This is a genomic window from Enterobacter cloacae complex sp. 2021EL-01169, from assembly GCF_020733125.1.
In the GTDB taxonomy this organism is placed as follows: Bacteria; Pseudomonadota; Gammaproteobacteria; order Enterobacterales; family Enterobacteriaceae; genus Enterobacter; species Enterobacter roggenkampii.
Map to the genome: position 1 here is coordinate 69,630 of NZ_JAJFTC010000004.1, position 23,996 is coordinate 93,625.

Genomic DNA, 23,996 nt, shown 5'->3' on the forward strand with positions numbered 1-23,996 from the left:
ATAAAAAAACCGCCTGTTGGCGGTTTTTTTATATCTACAGCGATTAACGATGCGCCAGTTCGGCGTCGTCTTCACTTTCCAGAATCGCTTTGTCGGTCTGCTTCAGCCACTGGCTGGTCAGCGTACCGGCGGTCATGGAGCCGCTGACGTTCAGCGCGGTACGGCCCATGTCGATCAGCGGCTCAACGGAGATCAGCAGCGCGACAAGCGTCACGGGCAGACCCAGCGCAGGCAGCACAATCAGCGCGGCGAAGGTTGCGCCACCGCCAACGCCCGCAACGCCTGCGGAGCTTACGGTGACAATCCCGACCAGCGTGGCGATCCAGATCGGATCCAGCGGGTTAATGCCGACTGTAGGAGCAACCATTACCGCCAGCATCGCCGGGTACAGACCCGCACAGCCGTTCTGACCAATGGTGGCACCAAAGGAGGCAGAGAAGCTGGCGATGGATTCAGGCACGCCCAGACGACGAGTCTGTGCTTCAACGTTCAGCGGAATAGACGCGGCGCTGGAACGGCTGGTGAAGGCAAAGGTCAGTACCGGCCAGACCTTACGGAAGTATTTCAGCGGGCTGACGCCGTTCACGCCCAGCAGGATGCCGTGCACCACGAACATAATGCCAAGGCCCAGGTAAGAGGCGACAACGAAGCTGCCCAGCTTAATGATGTCCTGCAGGTTAGAGCCGGCAACCACTTTGGTCATCAGCGCCAGCACGCCGTAAGGGGTGAGCTGCATAACCAGACGAACCAGCTTCATCACCCAGCTTTGCAGGGTATCAATCGCGGTCAGCACGCGTTCGCCTTTTGGCGCATCGTCTTTCAGCAGCTTCAGCGCCGCCACGCCCAGGAACGCGGCGAAAATAACCACGCTGATGATGGAGGTTGGGCTCGCACCGGTCAGGTCAGCAAACGGGTTCTTCGGAATGAAGGAGAGCACCATCTGCGGCACGGTCAGGTCAGCCACTTTACCCACATAGTTGGTCTGAATTGCGGTCAGACGCGCCGTTTCAGCGGTCCCCTGAACCAGACCTTCTGCGGTCAGGCCAAACAGGTTAGTGACCAGCACACCCACCAGCGCGGCAATCAGCGTGGTGAACAGTAGCGTACCAATGGTCAGGAAACTGATTTTTCCCAACTGGGTCGCGTTATGCAGGCGGGCAACGGCGCTCAGAATAGAGGCGAATACCAGCGGCATAACGATCATCTGCAGCAGCTGAACATAGCCGTTACCGACAATGTTGAACCACTGAATGGAATCTTTCAGTACTGGATTATCGGAGCCATAAATAGCCTGTAATGCCAGACCAAATACGACACCCATGGCCAGACCAACCAGCACCTTTTTCGCGAGGCTCCACTGTTTATGGCGCGCCTGCGCGAGAAGCAATAGCAATACAACGAACACAACGACGTTCGCGATGAGTGGAAAATTCATCCCCGTTCTCCTGATTTATTATCGGGTCGGTTTTTACCGATCCTGTTGGCGGAAGGTTAGCAGAAGTGTGATGTCGCGCTTATATCCAAATGGAATGGGTTATGACAAATGGGATAGTTTTGTTGGTTTACTGTTCAATCTGGTGGTGAATAAAGCGATTGAACTGAAATTGCAGCGAATTAATCATCTGGGAAGACCAGCGGACTGCACTGTTTTCGGGCAACGTTTGCGGCATCCAGACGGCGTAAGCAAACAGCGCCATGCACAAGACGCGCTCAAGCTGGTTCCCTTTCTGCGGTGCCAGGATAGGAAAACGGAAGCGCCAGCGGCAGGGCCACAGCAGCGGTACGCCCGCGGGCGTCAGCATATCGGCCAGAATATGGCTCAGATAGCCCAGCACCATCCCCTGGATGGCATCGGCGGGGACGATCCAGCTTTCGGGCACTTTTAAATAGAAAAGCGTCAGCAGGCCAAACACGGCCAGCAGGCTGTGCGTAAACCCCCGGTGGCCGAACGCGCGGGCGATGGGTTTCGATACCCACTTCAGGCGCTGTCCGAGGAAGGACTTGGGGTGGTCGATGTCGGGCAGCAGACAGGTCAATACGGCGGAAGGGACGATATGCCACCAGTCCCCCTGTGCCAGCACGGGGGTGAGTTCAGCGTTTTTGGCAAATACTGCGCACGCGATAGAAAAAAGCAGGTGGCCTTCCGCCGTCATGATAAAACCCATAAAACTGTCAATTCATACAGTATAGGGTTTTTATACAGTAGGCGGAAGAGGTGACGGTGTAACTGTTTGTCACAAACTGCAGGAGGGTCTTAACCGCCCCGCAGGTGATGCGCCGTGAGTTCTGCCAGTGAAGTCAGCTTCACATCGGCAAGGGCAAACCGGGGATCGTGGCGGCCTTCTTCCGCAGGCACCACAATGGAGCGCATCCGCGCGGCTTTAGACGCTATCATGCCGTTAACGGAATCTTCCAGCGCAACGCAGTTGAGGGGATCCACGCCGAGCTTAGCGGCACAGTCCAGATAGACCTGCGGGTGCGGCTTGCTGTAAGGCAATTTCTCAGCGGACGCCAGCGCGTCGAAACTGTCGCGCAGTTCAAACATGATGAGCACTTTTTCCAGCATATGCAGCGGTGACGCCGAGGCCAGGCCGACCTTGAGCCCCTGGGCTTTACACAGCGCGACGGCCTCACGTACGCCGGGCAGCAGCGGCTTGTTCTCTTCTACCAGCGAAATGGCGCGGCTGATAATGCGCGCGGTTACTTCATCACGATCCGGTCCAGCCCACGGCTGTTGGGCAAACCACAGGTCAACCACCATATCGATGCGCAGGCCCAGCGTATCGGGAAGTTCATTACGGCGGCTGATGTCCACGCCCAGGCTGGCCATGACCTCCAGTTCGGCGCGATCCCACAACGGTTCAGAATCGATCAGTAATCCATCCATGTCAAAAATTGCGGCAAGAATTTGGCGCGGTGTCGACATCACAACGTCTCCTTATCCAGGGTGTTCGACAGACGATAAGTGCTAAGCACACTCTGCAATTTAGCATATTGCTTTTAAAGAGCGGGCGAAATTGATGACCAGCAGGTAGACTTAGGCACAAATAACGCGTCTTTATGAAGAGGAACTGATGACGTATCAACAAGCTGGACGCATTGCGGTCTTAAAACGTATTGCTGGCTGGGTGATTTTTATTCCTGCCGTCATTTCTACGCTGATTTCTATACTCAAATTTATGTACGATCACAGCGAAAAACAGCCGGGTATCAATGCGGTTATGCTTGATTTTGCGCATGTGATGATTGAGATGATGCGTTTTAATACGCCATTCTTGAATGTCTTCTGGTTTAACTCACCGACCCCGGATTTTCAGCATCAGCTGAATATCGGCTTTTGGGTGATCTACGCCCTGATCTTTGTTGCGCTGGCGCTGCAGGCCTCTGGCGCGCGAATGAGCCGTCAAACGCGCTTCTTACGCGAGGGCGTCGAGGACCAGCTCATTCTGGAGCAGGCCAAAGGCCCGGAAGGCATGAGCCGGGAGCAGATTGAATCCCGCATTGTTGTGCCGCGTCACACCATTTTCCTGCAAATTTTCCCGCTCTATATCCTTCCCGTGATCATCATTGTGGCAGGATACTTCTTCTTCTCACTGCTCGGTTTTCTGTAACCGATACGGGTGGCGGCAAAGCCACCCGTTCGCGTCTCAGGCGGCAAGCATGCGCTCAAGCGCCCGCTGGGCGTTAACCAGGTGTTCCCCACCAAAAAGTATGGCGCGGTTCATCAGCGTATAAAGCTGATACACCGGTTGACGATCGAGGAAGCCGGGCGGCAGGGGAGAAACCGACTGATATCCGTCGTATATTTGCGGCGGTTGTTCAGGATGCAGCGGCAGCATGGCAAGATCGCACTCACGGTCGCCCCAGTAGCAGGCCGGGTCGAAGATATAGGGGCCGTTGGGGCCCAGCGCGCAGTTATCGGACCACAAATCACCGTGGAGCAGAGACGCCTGAGGCTGGTGGGAGGCCAGGCGCTGCTGCACGTGCTCGACGATGGCATCAATATTGCCAAACTCCAGCCCTTTCTCGGCGGCAAGCTCAAGCTGCCAGCCAATGCGCTGCTCGGCAAAAAACGTCGACCAGCGACGCTGCCAGGCATTGGGCTGTGGCGTGGTGGAGAGATCGTTGTCAAAATCAAGGCCAAACTGCGGCTGGTCGCTCCACTGATGGAGGCGCGCTAGCTGCTGGCCAAGAATGAAAGCGTTATGGGCATCCAGCGGACGGGCGGGGAGATATTCCATGACCAGAAAACTGTAATCGCGGTCGCTACCGACGGCCAGAACCTGCGGGACCGTCACCGTTTTACTGCGCGACAACAGCTCCAGCTGATCGGCTTCGGCGGTAAATATCGGAAGCAGCTCGCGTTCATCGCATTTTACGAAGAGATCGCGCCCTGCGTAGCGTAAATGCCACGCGGCGTGGATCTCTCCGCCTGGCAGTTCGTTACGCAGTTCAATTTCACCTTCACCCAGCTGCTCACTTAAAAGATGACTGATAGCCTGCCACATGTTGACTCTCCCATGTTGTCTGCCAGATCATAAAGTTAGCGCATTATTGCGGTAAAAAAATACGAACTAACGCACACCTGAGCGGTTTAATTTCATACAGGGCACTTATTGTTCTTTTTTCTGCCAGCTTTCCCAGGTGTCGACGTCAATTTCGGCTGGCTTGTCGGTCACACTTTCCACCAGGCTGGCGGCCAGCGCATGGACCTCTTCTTTATTCAGGGCACCGATCAGACCAAATGCCAGGGTGCCTAAATCATGAATATTGCCTTCGTCATCCGTCAGGGTGAGGAGAAAATTAGCCCGGGTAAAGGCATTGTTGAGCTCATTTAGCTCGGTAAGCGATGCCTCATGAAGGTTGACGGTTACGACATAACGAGTGATGTCACCACTGCTCATAATTCACCTCATTGTTATCATGGAAGTTTTCTTAGCATAGTCGATAGTTTGCGTTTGGCGACTCGGGGATGACGTTCCCCTCCATGCAGATGAAGGGGAACAGACGTTAATTTCGGGACAGGTAATCGACGATTTTTTGCGTATCGGCCAGCGAACAGAGGCGCGTGCCCTGGTTGATGGTGGCGGCGCTACCCGCCGCCACGCCGTAGCGCGTCATCTCCAGCAGTGACGCACCCTGCGCCAGTTTAAGCGTCATCGCACCCACCATGCTGTCACCCGCGCCAACCGTGCTCTGGCTCTTCATCGGCGGTGGAACAACCTGAACGGACGACGTTTCATCGACGGCCAGTGCCCCCTGCGGACCGAGGGAAACCACCACGCGTCGCGCTTTGCCGCTGCGTACCAGCTCCTGCGCGGCGGTGCGCACATCGTCAGGCTGCGTCAAGTCTCGGTTGACCAGCGCGCTTAACTCTTTCTGGTTGGGTTTGACCAGTTCAAGATTGCCCGGCACTAAGGCCGCTTGCAGGGCCTCGCCGCTGCTGTCGACGATGCAGCGGATACCGCGTTGCTGCGCCGCCTGAATCAGCGCGGTTAATTTTTCCGTGCTGACGCCGGGCGGCAGGCTGCCGCTGACCACCAGCAGCGCGCCGCTTTCTATCGTCAGCACTTTCTCTTCAAGCTGACGAAACTCGTCATCAGTGAGTTTCGCGCCCGGCATGACAAACCGGTACTGCTCGCCGCTGGATTCCACGTGAACATGCAGGTTTTGCCGCGTCCAGTCTTTCGCCTCGACGGTCTCTACGGCCACCTGTTCATCTGCAAGCAGGGAGACCAGGTGTTCACCGGTAGCACCGCCTGCGGGGAAAATGGCCGTGGCTTTGCCGCCGAGGTGGGTAATGGCGCGCGCCACGTTGATACCGCCACCGCCGGGCTCAAAGACCGGGGCGCTACAGCGCAATTTACCTTCCGGATAAATCTGCGGCGTCAGGGTGGCGGAATCAAGGGAAGGGGAGAGCGTCAGGGTGTAGATAGAAACCATCATTACCTCCTTTTAGCATGGGTTCCTTTTAGTCTGGCACCATTTGTCAGGAAGGCAATGTAAATAACAGTATGATTTTAAATATGAATAGTGAATAAAAGTGAGGCCGGAGACATATAAAATAAAACGCTTTTTGGGATCGTTCTTATTCAAAAAATGAAATAAGAAAACATTGCTATGTTATTTGCGGCTTTTTATAATTTGTTACCTTTCTCTGGACGCCTTGTCATTGATCCTCAAGAAAGATTCCGGGACCGTGTGGTCTCTTTTTTTGTTGTACGGACTCCTTAATAAAATGAAGCTTTTAAAGACAGTGCCCGCTGCACTGATGCTGGCGGGTGGCGTGTTTGCGGCTATGAACGCGACCGCCGATGATTCCGTTTTTACTGTCATGGACGATCCCTCCACCGCGAAAAAACCGTTTGAAGGTAACCTGAACGCGGGGTACCTGGCACAATCCGGTAACACCAAAAGCTCTTCTCTGACGGCGGACAGTACGCTTACCTGGTACGGTAATACCACCGCCTGGTCTCTGTGGGGTAATGCCAGCAATACGTCCGCTAATGACGAACGCTCTTCCGAGAAATATGCGGTAGGCGGACGTAGCCGTTACAACATGACCGACTATGACTACCTGTTTGGTCAGGCAAGCTGGTTAACCGACCGTTACAACGGTTATCGCCAGCGTGACGTGTTCACCGCGGGTTATGGTCGTCAGTTCCTGAACGGTCCGGTACACAGCCTCCGTTTTGAATTCGGTCCAGGTGTGCGTTATGACGAGTACACCAATGGCGATACCAAAACCCAACCGCTCGGTTACGCTTCTGGTACCTATGCCTGGCAGATGACTGATAACACCAAATTTACACAGGGTGTTTCTGTATTTGGTGCCGACGACACGACGCTGAACTCTGAGACGGCGCTCAACGTGGCCATCAACGAACACTTTGGTCTGAAAGTCGCCTACAACGTGACCTGGAACTCTTCACCACCAGAGTCTGCACCGGATCATACCGACCGCAGAACCACGGTTTCACTGGGTTATAGAATGTAATAAAGACGGGCCGATGATAATGTCGGCCCGTTTATTCTCTCTGATCTTGTGACGTCCCTTCTGATGAGCTGTACTCGCCCCTAACCCCAAATCATCGCCGCCCAACGGAGTAACAGCATTGCGCCGCAGATGGCAATCAGCACCAGCACCATTTTCCAGTGTTTTACGGCAAATCGTTTTGTTGGCATAACCTAATCCTTGTTCGTTGATATCCACAGTCTACCAAACAGGGCCTGAATATGCCCCTTCGCAGGAACGATTGGGTTATGCCAGCGTAGGGGGCGGTTCAGAACCAGTGGAATCGTTCGGCGAGAATCAACAATAAACCTGTGGCGGAAAGGATGTTCAATATCACAACCGTTCTACTGGATACGTTCATGGTATGCACCTTTGGGTTTAAAGACCTGTTCAAGAGTAGCTCTGCATTTCTAAATTGCGAGCGCCGGGAATATGCAACCTGCAAATTCATGTGAAAGTGCCAGCACATCAATCTGCCAGCAGAGGGTGCAATCTCCCTTTTGTTAGTGTTAACATTGCAAGGCTTGCCGTATATCCGGCGTTGTCTGATTTTCCGGCAGGTGAATGATGACGAACCAATTTGACGATTGTTGGTCAGATGGTGTCGTAATCTATTGTCAAATCACGATTATTTTCTTTGTATATGCTCTTATGTGTGGGGCATCACTGCAAATAAGGATATAAAATGCCTGTAATTACTCTTCCTGATGGCAGCCAACGCCATTTCGACCGCGCTGTTAGCCCAATGGATGTTGCCCTGGACATCGGTCCTGGTCTCGCGAAAGCGACCATCGCCGGCCGTGTCAACGGTGAGCTGGTGGATGCCTCCGATCTGATCGAAAACGATGCGACGCTGGCCATCATCACCGCAAAAGATGAAGAAGGTCTGGAGATCATTCGTCACTCCTGCGCGCACCTGTTGGGCCATGCCATCAAACAGTTGTGGCCAAACACCAAAATGGCGGTCGGTCCGGTTATCGATAATGGTTTCTACTACGACGTTGACCTTGACCATACCCTGACTCAGGAAGATATCGACGCGCTCGAAAAACGTATGCACGAGCTCGCCGAAACGAACTATGACGTCATCAAGAAGAAAGTCAGCTGGCACGAAGCGCGTGAAACCTTCGTGAAGCGCGGCGAGAGCTATAAGGTCTCGATTCTTGACGAAAACATTTCGCATGATGACAAGCCTGGTTTGTACCATCACGAAGAATACGTCGACATGTGCCGTGGACCGCACGTGCCGAACATGCGCTTCTGTCATCACTTTAAGCTGATGAAGATCGCAGGCGCCTACTGGCGTGGCGACAGCAACAACAAGATGTTGCAGCGTATCTATGGTACCGCATGGGCCGATAAAAAAGCCCTGAACGCGTACCTGCTGCGCCTGGAAGAGGCGGCGAAGCGTGACCACCGTAAAATCGGCAAGCAGCTTGACCTGTACCACATGCAGGAAGAAGCGCCGGGTATGGTGTTCTGGCATAACGACGGCTGGACCATCTTCCGTGAACTGGAAACCTTCGTACGCTCCAAGCTGAAAGAGTACCAGTATCAGGAAGTGAAAGGCCCGTTCATGATGGACCGTGTGCTGTGGGAAAAAACCGGCCACTGGGACAACTACAAGGATGCGATGTTCACCACCTCCTCTGAGAACCGTGAATACTGCATCAAGCCAATGAACTGCCCGGGCCACGTTCAGATCTTCAATCAGGGTCTGAAATCCTACCGTGACCTGCCGCTGCGTATGGCGGAGTTCGGTAGCTGCCACCGTAACGAGCCATCAGGTGCGCTGCACGGTCTGATGCGCGTGCGTGGCTTTACGCAGGATGATGCGCATATCTTCTGTACCGAAGATCAGGTCCGTGATGAAGTTAACGCCTGTATTCGTATGGTCTACGATATGTACAGCACCTTTGGCTTCGAGAAGATCGTGGTCAAACTCTCAACGCGTCCGGAAAAACGTATCGGTAGCGATGAGACCTGGGATCGCGCAGAAGCGGATCTCGCCGTGGCGCTGGAAGAGAACGGCATTCCGTTCGAATACCAGCTGGGCGAGGGCGCATTCTACGGTCCGAAAATTGAATTTACCCTGTATGACTGCCTCGATCGCGCATGGCAGTGCGGTACTGTACAGCTGGACTTCTCCCTGCCGCAGCGTTTAAGCGCCTCTTATGTTGGCGAAGACAACGAGCGTCAGGTGCCGGTAATGATTCACCGCGCCATTCTCGGTTCTCTGGAGCGCTTCATCGGCATCCTGACCGAAGAGTTCGCCGGCTTCTTCCCAACCTGGCTTGCGCCGGTGCAGGTGGTGGTGATGAACATTACCGATTCTCAGGCAGATTACGTTAAAGAATTGACGCAGAAACTACAAAATGCGGGCATTCGCGTAAAAGCAGACTTGAGAAATGAGAAGATTGGCTTTAAAATCCGCGAGCACACTTTACGTCGTGTCCCGTATATGTTGGTCTGTGGTGATAAAGAGGTGGAAGCAGGCAAAGTTGCCGTTCGCACCCGCCGTGGTAAAGACCTGGGCAGCCTGGACGTAAGTGAAGTGATTGAGAAGCTGCAACAAGAGATTCGCAGCCGCAGTCTTCAACAACTGGAGGAATAAGGTATTAAAGGCGGAAAACGAGTTCAAACGGCACGTCCGAATCGTATCAATGGCGAGATTCGCGCCCAGGAAGTTCGCTTAACAGGTCTGGAAGGCGAGCAGCTGGGGATTGTGAGTCTGAGAGAAGCAATCGAAAAGGCTGAAGAAGCTGGAGTAGATTTAGTTGAAATCAGCCCTAACGCCGAACCGCCAGTTTGTCGTATCATGGACTACGGCAAGTTCCTTTATGAAAAGAGTAAGTCTTCTAAGGAACAGAAGAAGAAGCAAAAAGTTATCCAGGTTAAGGAAATCAAATTCCGTCCTGGTACCGACGATGGCGATTATCAGGTAAAACTCCGCAGCCTGATTCGCTTTCTGGAAGATGGCGATAAGGCCAAGATCACACTGCGTTTCCGCGGTCGTGAGATGGCCCACCAACAGATTGGTATGGAAGTGCTTAACCGCGTCCGTGACGATCTGAGTGAACTGGCAGTAGTCGAATCCTTCCCTACGAAGATCGAAGGCCGCCAGATGATCATGGTGCTCGCTCCTAAGAAGAAACAGTAAGGCCTTCAAGCAGCAAAATCTGTGGAGCCTTCGGGTTTCATAGGTTTTGTTCGCCTATGTTTCGTTTATTTAACAATGCGAAGTGGAAGTTATTAAAATGCCAAAAATTAAGACCGTACGCGGTGCTGCTAAGCGCTTCAAAAAAACCGGTAAAGGTGGTTTTAAGCACAAGCACGCTAACCTGCGTCACATTCTGACTAAGAAAGCTACCAAGCGTAAACGTCACCTGCGTCCAAAAGCCATGGTTTCTAAAGGCGATCTGGGCCTGGTCATCGCGTGCCTGCCGTACGCATAAGTCGTTTCGTTTAACTTTTTTAACTTAGAATAGATACAGGAGAGCACACATGGCTCGCGTAAAACGTGGTGTAATTGCACGTGCACGTCACAAGAAAATTTTGAAACAAGCTAAAGGCTACTACGGTGCGCGTTCACGCGTATACCGCGTTGCCTTCCAGGCTGTTATCAAAGCAGGTCAGTACGCTTACCGTGACCGTCGTCAGCGTAAGCGTCAGTTCCGTCAACTGTGGATTGCGCGTATCAACGCAGCAGCACGTCAGAACGGTATTTCTTACAGCAAATTCATCAACGGCCTGAAAAAAGCCTCTGTTGAAATCGACCGTAAGATCCTGGCTGACATCGCAGTATTCGACAAAGTAGCGTTCACCGCTCTGGTCGAAAAAGCGAAAGCAGCACTGGCATAAGCCAGTTGAGAGAGGGGGCCTGGCTCCCTCTTTTCATATAACCCTGTAAGAAGATTGACATTTACCCGTGCAGGCTTTTCAATAAGGTCTCAACGGTTTTTACCCAACAAGGTAACGCAAGCATGAATGCTGCTATTTTCCGCTTCTTCTTTTACTTTAGCACCTGACTTCAGGAGGCTAGCGCGTGAAAGATGAAACGAAAAACAGCGCCAGATAAGCCTCCCGATGGAGGCTTTTTTTGTGCCTGAATTTGAGAGAATAACTCCACCAAATCGGTGTCTGCACCGACATAATGAGGAAAATCATGTCACATCTCGCAGAGCTGGTTGCCAGTGCAACAGCCGCCATTAATCAGGCCTCAGATGTTGCCGCGTTAGACAATGTCCGCGTCGAATATCTTGGGAAGAAAGGGCACCTGACCCTTCAAATGACAACCCTGCGTGAGCTGCCGCCAGAAGAGCGCCCGGCAGCGGGGGCGGTGATTAACGAAGCCAAAGAGCAGGTACAGCAGGCGCTGAACGCACGCAAAGCCGAGCTGGAAAGCGCGGTGCTGAATGCGCGTCTGGCCGCAGAGACGATCGACGTTTCTCTGCCGGGTCGCCGCATCGAGAACGGCGGTCTGCACCCGGTTACCCGCACCATCGATCGCATTGAAAGTTTCTTCGGTGAGCTCGGCTTTACCGTGGCGACTGGCCCGGAAATTGAAGATGATTACCACAACTTCGATGCTCTGAACATTCCTGGCCATCATCCGGCACGCGCTGACCACGACACTTTCTGGTTCGACGCGACGCGTCTGCTGCGTACCCAGACCTCCGGCGTTCAGATCCGTACCATGAAGGATCAGGCACCGCCAATCCGTATTATCGCGCCGGGCCGCGTCTATCGTAACGACTACGATCAGACCCACACCCCAATGTTCCACCAGATGGAAGGTCTGATTGTTGATAAAAACATCAGCTTCACCAACCTGAAAGGCACGTTGCACGATTTCCTGAACAACTTCTTTGAGGAAGATCTGCAGGTTCGTTTCCGTCCGTCCTACTTCCCGTTCACCGAACCGTCTGCGGAAGTTGACGTGATGGGCAAAAACGGCAAATGGCTGGAAGTGCTGGGCTGCGGCATGGTGCATCCAAACGTCCTTCGCAACGTGGGTATCGATCCGGAAGTTTACTCCGGCTTCGCCTTCGGTATGGGCATGGAGCGTCTGACCATGCTGCGCTATGGCGTCACCGACTTACGTGCATTCTTCGAAAACGATCTGCGTTTCCTCAAACAGTTTAAATAAGGGCAGGACAGAACAATGAAATTCAGTGAACTGTGGTTACGCGAGTGGGTGAACACCACGCTGGACAGCGACGCGCTTTCTAATCAGATTACCATGGCGGGTCTGGAAGTGGACGGCGTTGAGCCGGTTTCCGGTGCCTTCAACGGCGTGGTCGTCGGCGAAGTGGTAGAGTGCGGCCAGCACCCTAACGCGGACAAACTGCGCGTAACAAAAGTAAACGTAGGCGGCGACCGTCTACTGGATATCGTCTGCGGTGCGCCAAACTGCCGCCAGGGGCTGAAAGTGGCCGTGGCGACCGTCGGTGCGGTACTGCCGGGCGATTTCAAAATCAAAGCGGCTAAGCTGCGCGGCGAGCCGTCTGAAGGCATGCTGTGTTCCTTCTCCGAGCTGGGTATTTCCGACGATCACAACGGCATCATTGAGCTGCCGCTGGATGCGCCAATCGGCACCGACATCCGCGAATACCTGAAGCTTGATGACAACACCATCGAAATCAGCGTCACGCCAAACCGTGCTGACTGCTTAGGGATCATCGGCGTGGCGCGCGACGTTGCCGTGCTGAACCAGACCGAGCTGAACGCGCCGGAGATCGTCCCGGTTGAAGCGACCATCAGTGACGTGCTGCCTATCCAGGTTGACGCTGCGGATGCCTGCCCGCGCTATCTCGGTCGCGTGGTGAAAGGCATCAATGTGAAAGCGCCAACCCCGCTGTGGATGAAAGAGAAGCTGCGCCGCTGCGGTATCCGCTCTATCGACGCCGTGGTTGACGTGACTAACTACGTTCTGCTGGAACTGGGCCAGCCAATGCACGCCTTCGATAAAGATCGTATTGAAGGCGGTATTGTGGTGCGCATGGCGAAAGAGGGCGAAACCCTGGTTCTGCTGGACGGCACCGAAGCGAAACTGAACGCCGACACCCTGGTGATTGCTGACCACAGCAAAGCGCTGGCAATGGGCGGTATCTTCGGAGGCGAGCATTCGGGCGTCAACGACGAAACGCAAAACGTCCTGCTGGAGTGCGCGTTCTTCAGCCCGCTTTCCATCACCGGTCGCGCACGCCGTCACGGCCTGCACACCGATGCGTCCCACCGCTACGAGCGCGGCGTGGATCCTGCGCTGCAATACAAAGCGATGGAGCGTGCGACTCGCCTGCTGATCGACATCTGCGGCGGCGAAGCGGGCCCGGTTATCGACGTCACCAACGAAGCCACGCTGCCGAAGCGTGCGACCATCACCCTGCGTCGCAGCAAGCTGGATCGCCTGATTGGGCACCGCGTTGCCGACGCGCAGGTGACCGATATTCTGAAGCGTCTGGGTTGCGACGTAACCGAAGGCCAGGACGAGTGGAAAGCCGTTGCGCCGTCATGGCGTTTCGACATGGAAATTGAAGAAGATCTGGTGGAAGAAGTGGCCCGTGTTTATGGCTACAACAACATCCCTGACGAGCCGGTACAGGCAGGTCTGGTGATGGGCACCCACCGTGAAGCCGACCTGTCCCTGAAGCGTGTAAAAACCATGCTGAACGACAAAGGCTATCAGGAAGTGATCACCTACAGCTTTGTTGATCCAAAGCTGCAGCAGCTGATCCACCCGGGTCAGGAAGCGCTGATCCTGCCAAGCCCAATCTCCAGCGAAATGTCCGCGATGCGTCTGTCCCTGTGGACGGGCCTGCTGGGCACTATCGTTTATAACCAGAATCGCCAGCAAAACCGCGTGCGAATTTTCGAAAGCGGTTTGCGCTTTGTACCGGATAATCAGGCAAATTTAGGCATCCGTCAGGATCTCATGCTGGCTGGCGCCATCAGCGGTAACCGTTATGAAGAACACTGGGACCTGGCAAAAGGCACGGTTGATTTCTACGATATGAAGGGCGATCTGGAAGCGATTCTGGATCTGACCGGTAAATTATCTGAAATTGAATTCCGCGCAGAAGCCATCCCGGCCCTGCATCCAGGCCAGAGCGCTGCCCTCTATTTAGACGGCAAACGCATTGGTTTTATTGGGGTTGTTCACCCTGAGCTGGAGCGTAAACTGGACCTGAATGGCCGTACCATCGTGTTTGAGCTGGAATGGAACCCGGTGGCAGACCGCGTGATTCCTCAGGCTCAGGACGTCTCCCGCTTCCCGGCAAACCGCCGTGATATCGCGGTTGTGGTCGCGGAAAATGTGCCCGCAGCAGATATTTTGGCCGAATGTAAGAAAGTTGGCGTAAATCAGGTAGTTGGCGTAAACTTATTTGACGTGTACCGCGGCAAGGGCGTAGCAGAGGGCTTTAAGAGCCTGGCTATCAGCCTGATCCTTCAGGATACCAGCCGTACACTCGAAGAAGAGGAGATTGCCGCTACCGTCGCCAAATGTGTAGAGGCATTAAAAGAGCGATTCCAGGCATCATTGAGGGATTGAACCTATGGCGCTTACAAAAGCTGAAATGTCAGAATATCTGTTTGATAAGCTTGGGCTTAGCAAACGGGATGCCAAAGAGCTGGTAGAGCTGTTTTTCGAAGAGATCCGTCGTGCTCTGGAAAATGGTGAGCAGGTAAAACTCTCCGGCTTTGGCAATTTTGATTTGCGAGATAAAAACCAACGTCCGGGCCGCAACCCGAAGACGGGGGAAGATATTCCCATTACAGCCCGCCGCGTGGTGACCTTCAGACCCGGCCAGAAGTTAAAAAGCCGTGTCGAAAACGCAACGCCCAAAGCAGAGTAATATGAACTAACTAAAAAGGCCGCCCACGCGGCCTTTTTTCTTTGCGCTCTCAGGCAAACCCGCCGTAAAATCAATTACATCTCTCGCTACGAAAACCGTAAACATGCTTGATTATGTCCATCTCCAGCACCGTTCCGATCGGCGTCACCTGCTTATTCTGGTGCTGCTGCTCATTGTCGCCGCAGGCGTTAGCCTCTGCACCGGTGACCGGTGGATAGGGCCCGCAAGCTGGTGGGGGCCTGACGGACAGCTCTTCGTCTGGCAAATTCGTCTGCCGCGTACCGTCGCGGTGATGCTGGTGGGGGCCGCGCTGGCGCTGTGCGGCACCATTATGCAGGCGTTGTTTGAGAATCCTCTGGCGGAGCCCGGGCTGCTCGGCGTGTCTAACGGTGCGGGCGTGGGGCTGATTGCAGCGGTGATGCTGGGCGGAGGAGAACTCTCCGGCTGGAGCATTAGCCTGAGCGCGATCCTTGGCGCATTACTGATAACGCTCATCCTTCTTCGTTTTGCCAGACGGCACTTATCGACCAGCCGTCTGCTGCTTGCCGGCGTGGCGCTGGGGATCATCTGTAGCGCGCTGATGACCTGGGCGGTCTACTTCTCGACCTCTTTTGACCTTCGGCAGCTCATGTACTGGATGATGGGCGGCTTTGGCGGCGTCGACTGGCAGCAGGGCTGGCTGATGGCGCTGCTGGTGCCGGTCATCGTGTGGGCTGCCCTGCAGGCGCAGCCGTTGAATATGCTCGCGCTGGGTGAAACCTCAGCCCGCCAGCTGGGCATGCCGATTGGGTTCTGGCGTAATGTGCTGGTCATCGCCATTGGCTGGCTGGTCGGCGTCAGCGTGGCTCTGGCGGGCGCGATTGGCTTTATCGGTCTGGTGATTCCGCATATGCTCCGACTGTGCGGAATCACGGACCATCGAACCTTGCTTCCGGCCTCGGCGGTTGCCGGGGCCGTCACGCTGCTGGTGGCCGACATCATCGCCAGGCTTGCCCTGACGGCCGCAGAGCTGCCCATTGGCGTGGTGACCGCCACGCTGGGCGCGCCGGTCTTTATCTGGCTACTATTAAAAGCTGGACGTTAAATCGACAACCTGAGGAAATGCTATGCAGTCAGATATCCTGAATACTGAAGTGACCACCATTGATGGCGATAAAACCACGCTGGAAGGCTACAAAGGCAATGTGTTGCTGATCGTCAACGTGGCATCCAAATGCGGCCTGACGCCGCAGTACGAGCAGCTGGAAAACATTCAGAAGGCCTGGGAGAAAGACGGTTTTACCGTGCTGGGCTTCCCCTGCAACCAGTTCCTGGGGCAGGAGCCGGGCAGCGAAGAGGAGATTAAAACCTTCTGCAGCACTACCTACGGCGTAACGTTCCCGCTGTTCAGCAAAATCGATGTCAACGGTGAAGACCGCCACCCGCTGTATGCGAAGCTGATCGCTGCCGCACCCAAAGCCGTCGCGCCGGAAGGCAGCGGTTTTTATGAACGCATGGCCAGCAAAGGCCGCGCGCCGCTTTATCCGGACGATATTCTGTGGAACTTTGAAAAATTCCTGATAGGTCGCGACGGCCAGGTCGTACAGCGTTTTTCACCGGATATGACCCCTGAAGATCCGATCGTCATGGAATCGATCAAGCTGGCGCTGGCGAAATAATGTCGCTGCTGATGCAGCTCACGGACGTTGCCGAGAAGGGACGTCTGGAGCCGATAACCGGCGCCGTCAATGCGGGAGAAATCCTGCATCTTGTCGGGCCAAACGGCGCAGGAAAGAGCACGCTGCTGGCACGGATGGCAGGCATGACTGCCGGAGAAGGGCAGATAATGTTGCTGGAGCATACGCTGGCCGAGTGGTCGCCGGTCTCGCTGGCGCATCGGCGCAGCTATCTCGTGCAGCAGCAGGTCCCCCCCTTTGCGATGCCGGTCTGGCACTATCTGATGCTGCATTTGCACGACAAACATTCTACGGCACTGCTGACGGACGTGGCCGCGGCGCTGGGGCTGGAGGATAAACTCTCCCGGCATGTCAGCCAGCTATCCGGCGGCGAATGGCAGCGGGTGCGTCTGGCGGCTGTCATTGTTCAGATCCACCCGGCCGGTAATCCTCATGGGCGGATGCTGCTTCTCGATGAACCGATGAGCGGTCTGGATGTGGCGCAGCAGGCGGCCCTGGATACCCTGCTAAGTGCGCTCAGCCGAAAAGGCATCGCCGTGGTGATGAGCAGTCATGACCTCAACCACACCTTGCGTCATGCCCACCGGGTGTGGCTGCTGTCGCAGGGGAAGATGATCGCCAGCGGTACGCGGGATCAGGTTCTTACGCCGCCCAATCTTGCCCGCGCGTACAACATGTCGTTCCGCAGGCTGGATATTGAGGGCCATAAGATGCTGATTTCGACCGGGCAGGAGTAAGCGTTTCTTGCCTGTGAGCACAATTGCACGCTAAATTACGAAAAGAACAAAAAAAGCAGAGGATTCGTCTGAAAATGCGATTCTGGTTTCTCCTGATGGCCGCACTTTTTCTTGCGGGATGCAGTAGCCATCGTGCACCGCCGCCTAACCCACGGCTTTCAGATTCGATCACCGTCATTGCCAGCCTCAACGATCAGCTGAGCAACTGGCGCGGCACGCCTTATCGCTACGGCGGCATGAGCCGTGGCGGTGTAGATTGCTCCGGCTTCGTTCTGATGACGTTTCGCGACAAGTTTGATTTACAGCTGCCGCGTGAAACGCGTAAACAGGCAGAAATCGGCACGGAAATTGATAAAGACGACCTCCTGCCCGGGGACCTGGTTTTCTTCAAAACCGGATCGGGGGAAAGCGGACTTCATGTGGGCATTTATGATACTGACAACCAGTTCATTCACGCCTCGACGAGCCGCGGCGTGATGCGCTCTTCTCTTGATAATGTTTACTGGCGTAAAAATTTCTGGCAGGCACGACGTATATAATCTTCGTCGTATACCTCTCTTATGACGGCATGGTAGCGAATAACATGCCGTTTTTTCTCAAATAAGATGATTAAAGTTAAATTTACCTAAAATTAGCGAATCCCTCATGTATCTGTTTTATCTAAAACTGGCTATTATTTTGCAACCAGGATAAGATTATTTTAGATTCAGGGAAAAATCTGAAAATTAATACGGAACTAATGAAATTAATCTTATTAAAATCAAGACAGTGGAATTGTGTCGGCAATTGCTCCAGGATGTCCTCTCTCATCTTTAATGCGGGGCGAGTGCAATGATAATTACGCTAGATAATGCTTACCAGTCTGAACTGCTGCTTTTGCCTGCCCGTAATAGCGCAGGGGAGCTTAAAGGTTTAGAAATTCTGGTTAACTTTACTGGCGTCGACAGCGATGTGCGGATCCCCACTGAGCTTGTTATCCCACGACTTTCAGCGGCTGAAGAGTTAGCGCTGTTTAACGAAAAACTGCAATTGCTTGATACCTGCAAACTGTTTTTTATTCAGCATCAGTTAATTGCATGGATCAATATTACACCTGCAATAGTTGAATTTTTATTAAGTAATGGAAACGCTGTTTCAATTCTTGAGCGTTATCCGTTTCTTGAGTTTACTGTTAATGAGAATTATCCAGGTTTAAATAACGGAAAGGACGATCTTCAGCTGGCGAGAATGGCAATCCATTTCCCATTGGTGCTGGCAAACTTTGGTGCAGGCGCTGCATCGCTCAAAGCGGTGTATGATGGATTATTTAAACGGGTTATTCTCGATAAAGGCTTCATTCAGCAGCGTGCTTCAGAGCTCTCTTTTGAGCCATTTATGCGCGCCATCCTCTGGCAAATCACGCCGCACTGCCAGTCTGTGATTGTCTCGGGCATTGACGACCACGGTCTGTTGCAGCGCGTGTTGTCCTTTAATTTTGGCGCCATGCAGGGAACACTCTGGCCTGCCGTCTCGGCGGAACACGTCACTACGCTGGTTCAGCAGCGATAACCCTTGCTTTCGCCCGTGTTTAAGTCCGGGTAAACCCTCTACACTAAAAGCAGGAGGACTTATGACCCTGTCTTTTACTGCTCACTGGCATGACGAGTTGCCGGGATTTTATACTGCACTCAAACCCACACCGTTACAAAATTCACGCCTTATCTGGCATAACGATCGGCTGGCAGAAGAGCTGGCCATTCCGCCTGAGCTGTTTCAGCGTTCAGGGAGCGCTGGCGTCTGGGGAGGCGAAACGCTGCTCGCCGGTATGCAACCCCTTGCTCAGGTCTATAGCGGGCATCAGTTTGGCGTCTGGGCTGGGCAACTGGGCGACGGCAGGGGGATCCTGCTCGGTGAACAACAGCTTCCCAACGGGGAGACGGTTGACTGGCACCTGAAAGGTGCGGGCCTGACGCCCTATTCGCGGATGGGCGACGGGCGTGCGGTTCTGCGTTCAACGATTCGCGAATGCCTGGGCTCCGAAGCGATGCATGCCCTCGGTATCCCCACCACCCGTGCGCTGTCGATCGTGACCAGCGACACGCCGGTTGCGCGCGAAACCGTGGAAAAGGGCGCAATGCTGATGCGCATTGCGCAAAGCCATCTGCGCTTCGGTCATTTTGAGCACTTTTACTATCGCCGCGAGCCGGACAAGGTGCGCCAGCTGGCTGACTTTGCCATTCGTCACCACTGGGCGCATTTGCAGGACGACGCGGATAAATACGTTCTCTGGTTCAGGGACGTGGTGGCCCGTACCGCAGCCCTGATTGCCCGCTGGCAAACGGTAGGTTTTGCCCATGGCGTGATGAATACGGACAACATGTCGCTTCTCGGGTTGACCTTTGACTACGGTCCGTTTGGTTTCCTGGATGATTATCAGCCAGGGTACATCTGTAACCACTCCGACTATCAGGGGCGCTACAGTTTTGACAATCAGCCCGCGGTGGGCCTGTGGAACCTGCAGCGGCTTGCGCAAACCCTGTCGCCGTTCATCGACGTTGATGCCCTGAATGATGCGCTCGACAGCTATCAGGCGATCTTACTGCGAGAGTATGGCTCGCTGATGCGCAACAAGCTGGGGCTAGTCACGCAGGAGAAGGGCGATAACGACATCCTCAATGGCCTGTTTGCTCTGATGGCGCGCGAGGGCAGCGATTACACGCGCACCTTCCGGATGCTGGGCCAGACGGAGCAGCACAGTGCCGCCTCGCCGCTGCGCGATGAGTTTATTGACAGACAGGCGTTTGACGACTGGTTTGCATCGTACCGCGCGCGGCTGCAGCAGGAGCAGGTGGATGATGCGACCCGCCAGGCGCAGATGAACGCTACGAACCCTGCGATGGTGTTGCGCAACTGGCTGGCGCAGCGGGCGATTGAGCAGGCCGAGCAGGGCGAGTACGACGAGTTACACCGTCTGCACGTGGCGTTGCGCACGCCGTTTGCCGACCGGGATGATGATTACGTCAGCCGCCCGCCTGAGTGGGGCAAGCGGCTGGAGGTCAGTTGCTCAAGCTAGTATCTGGCCGGAGTCGGCGTCATCAGAATCCGGACCAGTCAGGGGGCGAGAAACACCTGCGGCACGGCGTGAGCCGGATGCCTGCCGACGTGAACCTGTGCGCCGTACCAGCGCGCCAGCGCATCGGCCTGCAAAACGGTTTCCGGTTCTCCCTGGGACACGATCCTGCCGCTGTGCAGGAGCAGGATGCGATCCGCCCACAGCGCTGCCAGGTTGAGGTCGTGCAGCACCGCGCACACGTGCAGATGTCCCCGGCTGGTCAGGGATTTCAGCAGGCGCAGCAGATGCTGCTGGTGATAGAGATCCAGCGCGGACGTCGGTTCATCAAGAAACAGCCAGCCGCGCGGCGCCCCGTCGCACCAGAGCTGAGCCAGCGCGCGGGCGAGCTGAACGCGCTGCTGCTCGCCGCCGGAGAGCGCAGCAAACTGCCTGCCCGCCAGCGGTAAACAGCCGGTGATGGCCATCACCTCCTCGATCACCGACGCTTCTGGCGTGCGGGTCCAGGGCGCACGCCCCATACCGACCACCGCCTCAACCGGCCAGTCAAATCCGAGCTGCGTGCTCTGGCGCATCACCGCCCGGTAGCGGGAGAGCCTTTCCGGCTGCCAGGCCGCAAGCGGTGTGCCCGCCAGGCTGCACCGTCCCCCTGCAGGTTTAAGATAGCCGGTAAGCAGTCGCAACAGCGTCGATTTCCCGGCACCGTTGGGGCCAATCAACGCCACCAGCTCGCCCTGAGATAAGGTCAGCGACACGTCGTTAATCAGCGTGCGTTGCCCGGCGCGAAAAACAAGGTTTTCTGCACAATAGCGTTCAGCCATGCGTACCTCCACGACGAAAGATCAGCCACAGGAACCACGGCGCGCCGAGAAGGCTGGTCAATAAGCCAACCGGCATTTCCGCCGGAGCGACCACGCTGCGCGCCAGCGTGTCGGCTATCAGCAGGAGCAGCGCACCGGCCAGCACCGAGCCGGGGAGCGTGGCCCGATGGTCGGCTCCCAGCCACATCCGCACCAGGTGCGGCACCACCAGGCCGACAAAACCGATCACGCCGCTGACCGCAACGGCGGCAGCCACCAGCAGGGCGCTGCACAGCAGCAGGATCCGCTGCACGGCGGCCACCTCCACGCCGAGATAGTGCGCCTCTTCGTCGCCCAGCTGCAGCAGGTTGAGGGGCCCTGCCAGGCGCCAGATAATCAGTACGGTGGGGATCATCAGCGACGCGACGGCCAGCAGCGTCGACCACTGCGCCTGGCCGAGGCTGCCCATTCCCCAGAGTGAAAGCTGGCGAAGCTGGGCATCATTGCTGAGCCATGACAGCACGCCGACGGCCGCACCGCACAGGGCGTTGATGGCAATGCCCACCAGCAGCAGGCGCGACAGGGAAGCGTCACGCTGACGGCTGAGCAGGAAAATCACGGAGGTGGCGGCCAGCGCGCCGAGAAACGCCGCCAGCATCGGGGCATACAGCATCACCAGTGCAGGCAGCGAGAGCGGAAGCACCACCCACAGCGCGACGGCAAGTGCCGCGCCGCTGCTGATGCCGAGCAGGCCCGGGTCCGCCAGCGGGTTGCGGAACAGCCCCTGCATCACGCAGCCCGCGAGCGCCAGCGAACCGCCGATCGCCAGCGCCAGCAGCACGCGTGGCAGGCGGATCGTCAGCCAGATCTGACGCAGGGCCTCGTCGGTGCCGTTCCACAGCAGGTTGATCGGCAGGCGCAGCGCGCCAATACCGCTGGCCGTCAGCGTCGTGACGACCAGCAGCGCGGCCAGCATCCACAATGACAGGGCGACTCGCCGGGACATCAGGGCAGTTGCTCCGCTTTGGTACGCAGCTGCCGGATGGCTTCCGGCGTTCGCACGCTAAAGCCCAGCAGCGCCATATCATCAATCGCTAGCACCTGCTTATTGCGTCCTGCCGGGGTTTGCGCCAGCCCGGGCAGCGTCCACAGATTCGCTTCCCCACCCAGGGCGTTGATGCCGTCCTGCGAAATCACCACCAGATCGGGCCGGCTGGCAATCACCCCTTCCTGAGACAGCGGCTGATAGCGGGTGAACCCCTGCATCGCATTCTGCAGCCCCGCCGCGCGAATGGCCGCGTCCGCGCCGGTCTGTTGTCCGGCAGCCATCGCGGTCATCCCGCCGTGGTTGAGAATAAACAGCACCCGTTTGTTGAGCGGCGATGTGGGCAGGGTTGACAGCGCCTGACGCAGCTTGCCGCGCAGGGCTTCCCCCTCGGCCTCCCGGTGCGTCGCTTCCGCCACGATCCGCACCTTTTCGTCAATGATGCTCAGGTCGTTACCAGCAGGTATTTCGATCACCCTGACGTGGCTTTGCTCAACCTGCTTTAGCGCCAGAGAGGGCTGCGCCTGGGCGCTGGCCAGCACCAGCGTGGGGCGCATGGACAAGATCCCTTCCGCGTTGAGCTGGCGCAGATAGCCCACGTCCGGCAGCACGTTCGCCGCCTGCGGCCACTGGCTGGTGCCGTCGCGGGCCACCAGGGAAGACGACGCGCCGAGGGCGTAGACAATCTCGGTGACGTCGCCGCCGAGCGTGACGATTTTCTCCTGCGGCGCAGCAAACGCCAGCAGGGGCAGGGCGCTGAACAGGACAAGCCACCGTTTCATGCGGCCAGCCCTTTCGCCGTCAGGGCGTCTATCTGGCTGCGCCACTGGCTCTGCTCCGGCTCGCCTTCGGTGCGCTGGCCGTACAGCTGGGCGATTTGCGTCCCGTCGGCGGCAAACAGCTCCAGGCTGGTGACGTGCCCGTCAGCGGTTGGTTTGCGCGTGACCCACGTCTCCGCAATGGCGTCTTCAAGCAGGTGCAGGGTAAAGGTTGAGTTGAAGATGTTCAGCCAGCCTTTCATCGGCGCCAGCTTTTCCACCACGCCGGTGAAAATCTGTACGCAGCCGCGGTTGCCGACGAAGACCATGATTTCATTGCCATCCCGGCGCGCCGTCTCCAGCAGCTGCGCCAGCGCGCTGTTCTCTACCCGGCAGGCCAGATCGTCCCCGACCAGGCGAAACGCCTGCTGGCGACTTAGGTTATGGCGTTTGAGGAGGCTGAAGAACTGGTGCACGTCGGTCATGGCGCGCCACTCGTTGTCCACGAGCGCAGCTTGCGCATTTTCCGCGTGAGCAGGCATATCGGGCTTCTTCAACGCCAGCGATGGATTATCGGCAATGATAAAGCGAGTCAGCACGTCGCCCCAGGCGGAAATGTCGGTGTTATCCGTGGCGTAGACCTTCAGCAGGGCATCGCCCTGGTGGTCGAAGAACTGAATGCTCTGCCGCTCGCCGCGGGCGGTGGCTTCACTGATGTGAAACGCGCTTGCCCACTGGTTGAGGAACAGGCGCAGATCCAGCGCGCGCGGGTTCAGCACCAGCCCGGCATGGCCGTTCAGGTGCTGGTTGGTGAAGCTTCCGACCTGCTCGTGAACGGCGTAGTCGTTGCGGCAGATGCACCTGGTTTCACCCACCGCCTCCAGCGCGCCCAGGATCTCGCGGATCTCACCGCGCAGTCGCCAGGCGTCGTGACCCACGCGGGCAAAGGTCAGCTCTGCTTCGCTGATATTCATTAACCCTGCGATGTCGCGCGCGTACTTACCCGGATTGTCTTCTTTCAGCTCAAGCCAGCGCGTGTAGTGATTCATTTTCTTATCCT

The 23,996-nt window shown here is 56.1% G+C and carries 28 protein-coding genes and 1 other annotated feature; of the genes, 16 read left to right on the forward strand and 12 right to left on the reverse strand.

What is annotated here, in order from left to right:
• Nucleotides 1-43 precede the first annotated feature (43 nt).
• From tcyP to hxpB, 3 genes are all read right to left on the reverse strand, one after another.
• Complete coding sequence (tcyP, locus tag LLF79_RS13360) at nucleotides 44-1,435, reverse strand: cystine/sulfocysteine:cation symporter (RefSeq protein ID WP_227879623.1); 1,392 nt, start codon at nucleotides 1,433-1,435, stop codon at nucleotides 44-46.
• A gap of 127 nt (nucleotides 1,436-1,562) precedes the next feature.
• A complete protein-coding gene (locus LLF79_RS13365; protein ID WP_014883483.1) occupies nucleotides 1,563-2,153 on the reverse strand; it encodes a metal-dependent hydrolase in 591 nt (196 codons plus the stop codon).
• A gap of 101 nt (nucleotides 2,154-2,254) precedes the next feature.
• On the reverse strand, nucleotides 2,255-2,926 hold the full coding sequence (gene hxpB / locus LLF79_RS13370) for a hexitol phosphatase HxpB (RefSeq protein ID WP_227879624.1): 672 nt from the start codon (nucleotides 2,924-2,926) through the stop codon (nucleotides 2,255-2,257).
• A 148-nt stretch (nucleotides 2,927-3,074) separates the two neighbouring features.
• Between hxpB and LLF79_RS13375 the strand changes: the two genes are divergently transcribed.
• The gene (locus tag LLF79_RS13375; protein WP_227879625.1) at nucleotides 3,075-3,611 is read left to right on the forward strand and encodes a YniB family protein; all 537 of its coding nucleotides are present in this window, start codon (nucleotides 3,075-3,077) and stop codon (nucleotides 3,609-3,611) included.
• 36 nt (nucleotides 3,612-3,647) lie between these two features.
• On the opposite strand, the gene LLF79_RS13380 is transcribed toward LLF79_RS13375, so the two are convergent.
• The 3 genes from LLF79_RS13380 to pfkB all read right to left on the reverse strand — a co-directional run bounded on the left by LLF79_RS13380 (nucleotide 3,648) and on the right by pfkB (nucleotide 5,943).
• Nucleotides 3,648-4,508 (reverse strand): fructosamine kinase family protein, encoded by an 861-nt coding sequence (locus LLF79_RS13380; protein WP_008500662.1) that lies wholly within the window; start codon nucleotides 4,506-4,508, stop codon nucleotides 3,648-3,650.
• Between the two features lie 105 nt (nucleotides 4,509-4,613).
• On the reverse strand, nucleotides 4,614-4,904 hold the full coding sequence (gene ghoS, locus LLF79_RS13385; protein ID WP_008500661.1) for a type V toxin-antitoxin system endoribonuclease antitoxin GhoS: 291 nt from the start codon (nucleotides 4,902-4,904) through the stop codon (nucleotides 4,614-4,616).
• A gap of 106 nt (nucleotides 4,905-5,010) precedes the next feature.
• Complete coding sequence (pfkB, locus tag LLF79_RS13390; RefSeq protein ID WP_045336121.1) at nucleotides 5,011-5,943, reverse strand: 6-phosphofructokinase II; 933 nt, start codon at nucleotides 5,941-5,943, stop codon at nucleotides 5,011-5,013.
• 295 nt (nucleotides 5,944-6,238) lie between these two features.
• Here pfkB and LLF79_RS13395 point away from each other — a divergent pair, with 295 nt between their 5' ends.
• Nucleotides 6,239-6,997 (forward strand): YdiY family protein, encoded by a 759-nt coding sequence (locus tag LLF79_RS13395; protein ID WP_021241081.1) that lies wholly within the window; start codon nucleotides 6,239-6,241, stop codon nucleotides 6,995-6,997.
• 80 nt (nucleotides 6,998-7,077) lie between these two features.
• On the opposite strand, the gene yniD is transcribed toward LLF79_RS13395, so the two are convergent.
• Together yniD and yncL are read right to left on the reverse strand one after the other, a co-directional pair.
• On the reverse strand, nucleotides 7,078-7,185 hold the full coding sequence (gene yniD, locus LLF79_RS13400; protein WP_008500658.1) for a small membrane protein YniD: 108 nt from the start codon (nucleotides 7,183-7,185) through the stop codon (nucleotides 7,078-7,080).
• A 98-nt stretch (nucleotides 7,186-7,283) separates the two neighbouring features.
• On the reverse strand, nucleotides 7,284-7,484 hold the full coding sequence (gene yncL, locus LLF79_RS26975) for a stress response membrane protein YncL (protein ID WP_309240697.1): 201 nt from the start codon (nucleotides 7,482-7,484) through the stop codon (nucleotides 7,284-7,286).
• Between the two features lie 216 nt (nucleotides 7,485-7,700).
• On the opposite strand from yncL, the gene thrS reads away from it, so the two are divergent.
• From thrS to selO, 14 genes are all read left to right on the forward strand, one after another.
• A complete protein-coding gene (thrS, locus tag LLF79_RS13410) occupies nucleotides 7,701-9,629 on the forward strand; it encodes a threonine--tRNA ligase (protein WP_227879626.1) in 1,929 nt (642 codons plus the stop codon).
• Between the two features lie 3 nt (nucleotides 9,630-9,632).
• On the forward strand, nucleotides 9,633-10,175 hold the full coding sequence (infC, locus tag LLF79_RS13415; protein WP_023616141.1) for a translation initiation factor IF-3: 543 nt from the start codon (nucleotides 9,633-9,635) through the stop codon (nucleotides 10,173-10,175).
• 97 nt (nucleotides 10,176-10,272) lie between these two features.
• A complete protein-coding gene (rpmI, locus tag LLF79_RS13420; protein WP_001124225.1) occupies nucleotides 10,273-10,470 on the forward strand; it encodes a 50S ribosomal protein L35 in 198 nt (65 codons plus the stop codon).
• A gap of 49 nt (nucleotides 10,471-10,519) precedes the next feature.
• Nucleotides 10,520-10,876, forward strand: coding sequence for a 50S ribosomal protein L20 (gene rplT / locus LLF79_RS13425; protein ID WP_000124850.1), 357 nt, complete (start codon nucleotides 10,520-10,522; stop codon nucleotides 10,874-10,876).
• Between the two features lie 117 nt (nucleotides 10,877-10,993).
• Nucleotides 10,994-11,118, forward strand: a sequence feature (Phe leader region).
• Entirely contained in the window at nucleotides 10,999-11,043 is a 45-nt protein-coding gene (gene pheM, locus LLF79_RS13430; RefSeq protein ID WP_001386830.1) for a pheST operon leader peptide PheM, read from the forward strand. (Overlaps the previous feature by 45 nt.)
• A 62-nt stretch (nucleotides 11,119-11,180) precedes the next feature.
• Nucleotides 11,181-12,164, forward strand: a complete 984-nt coding sequence (gene pheS, locus LLF79_RS13435) for a phenylalanine--tRNA ligase subunit alpha (RefSeq protein WP_021241084.1) — start codon at nucleotides 11,181-11,183, stop codon at nucleotides 12,162-12,164.
• Nucleotides 12,165-12,179: 15 nt separating this feature from the next.
• Entirely contained in the window at nucleotides 12,180-14,567 is a 2,388-nt protein-coding gene (pheT, locus tag LLF79_RS13440; RefSeq protein ID WP_227879627.1) for a phenylalanine--tRNA ligase subunit beta, read from the forward strand.
• A gap of 4 nt (nucleotides 14,568-14,571) precedes the next feature.
• Nucleotides 14,572-14,871 (forward strand): integration host factor subunit alpha, encoded by a 300-nt coding sequence (ihfA, locus tag LLF79_RS13445; RefSeq protein WP_003857805.1) that lies wholly within the window; start codon nucleotides 14,572-14,574, stop codon nucleotides 14,869-14,871.
• Nucleotides 14,872-14,974: 103 nt separating this feature from the next.
• Nucleotides 14,975-15,955, forward strand: coding sequence for a vitamin B12 ABC transporter permease BtuC (gene btuC / locus LLF79_RS13450; RefSeq protein WP_227879628.1), 981 nt, complete (start codon nucleotides 14,975-14,977; stop codon nucleotides 15,953-15,955).
• A gap of 22 nt (nucleotides 15,956-15,977) precedes the next feature.
• Nucleotides 15,978-16,529: a glutathione peroxidase gene (locus LLF79_RS13455; RefSeq protein WP_021241087.1), complete on the forward strand. Its 552-nt coding sequence runs from the start codon at nucleotides 15,978-15,980 to the stop codon at nucleotides 16,527-16,529.
• On the forward strand, nucleotides 16,529-17,284 hold the full coding sequence (btuD, locus tag LLF79_RS13460) for a vitamin B12 ABC transporter ATP-binding protein BtuD (RefSeq protein ID WP_008500651.1): 756 nt from the start codon (nucleotides 16,529-16,531) through the stop codon (nucleotides 17,282-17,284). Before LLF79_RS13455 ends, btuD begins: the two co-directional genes overlap by 1 nt.
• Nucleotides 17,285-17,358: 74 nt before the next feature.
• Entirely contained in the window at nucleotides 17,359-17,823 is a 465-nt protein-coding gene (locus LLF79_RS13465) for an NlpC/P60 family protein (protein WP_008500650.1), read from the forward strand.
• Between the two features lie 292 nt (nucleotides 17,824-18,115).
• On the forward strand, nucleotides 18,116-18,832 hold the full coding sequence (locus tag LLF79_RS13470; RefSeq protein ID WP_008500649.1) for an EAL domain-containing protein: 717 nt from the start codon (nucleotides 18,116-18,118) through the stop codon (nucleotides 18,830-18,832).
• 61 nt (nucleotides 18,833-18,893) lie between these two features.
• A complete protein-coding gene (gene selO / locus LLF79_RS13475; protein ID WP_070532553.1) occupies nucleotides 18,894-20,336 on the forward strand; it encodes a protein adenylyltransferase SelO in 1,443 nt (480 codons plus the stop codon).
• A gap of 38 nt (nucleotides 20,337-20,374) precedes the next feature.
• On the opposite strand, the gene LLF79_RS13480 is transcribed toward selO, so the two are convergent.
• The 4 genes from LLF79_RS13480 to LLF79_RS13495 are packed head-to-tail and all read right to left on the reverse strand — an operon-like array spanning nucleotide 20,375 to nucleotide 23,985.
• Nucleotides 20,375-21,154, reverse strand: coding sequence for a heme ABC transporter ATP-binding protein (locus LLF79_RS13480; protein ID WP_023343942.1), 780 nt, complete (start codon nucleotides 21,152-21,154; stop codon nucleotides 20,375-20,377).
• Nucleotides 21,147-22,139, reverse strand: a complete 993-nt coding sequence (locus tag LLF79_RS13485) for an iron ABC transporter permease (protein ID WP_227879629.1) — start codon at nucleotides 22,137-22,139, stop codon at nucleotides 21,147-21,149. The genes LLF79_RS13480 and LLF79_RS13485 overlap by 8 nt, the downstream gene beginning before the upstream one ends.
• Complete coding sequence (locus LLF79_RS13490) at nucleotides 22,139-22,960, reverse strand: hemin ABC transporter substrate-binding protein (RefSeq protein ID WP_227879630.1); 822 nt, start codon at nucleotides 22,958-22,960, stop codon at nucleotides 22,139-22,141. The genes LLF79_RS13485 and LLF79_RS13490 overlap by 1 nt, the downstream gene beginning before the upstream one ends.
• The gene (locus tag LLF79_RS13495; RefSeq protein WP_227879632.1) at nucleotides 22,957-23,985 is read right to left on the reverse strand and encodes a hemin-degrading factor; all 1,029 of its coding nucleotides are present in this window, start codon (nucleotides 23,983-23,985) and stop codon (nucleotides 22,957-22,959) included. Before LLF79_RS13495 ends, LLF79_RS13490 begins: the two co-directional genes overlap by 4 nt.
• Between the last annotated feature and the right edge of the window lie 11 nt (nucleotides 23,986-23,996).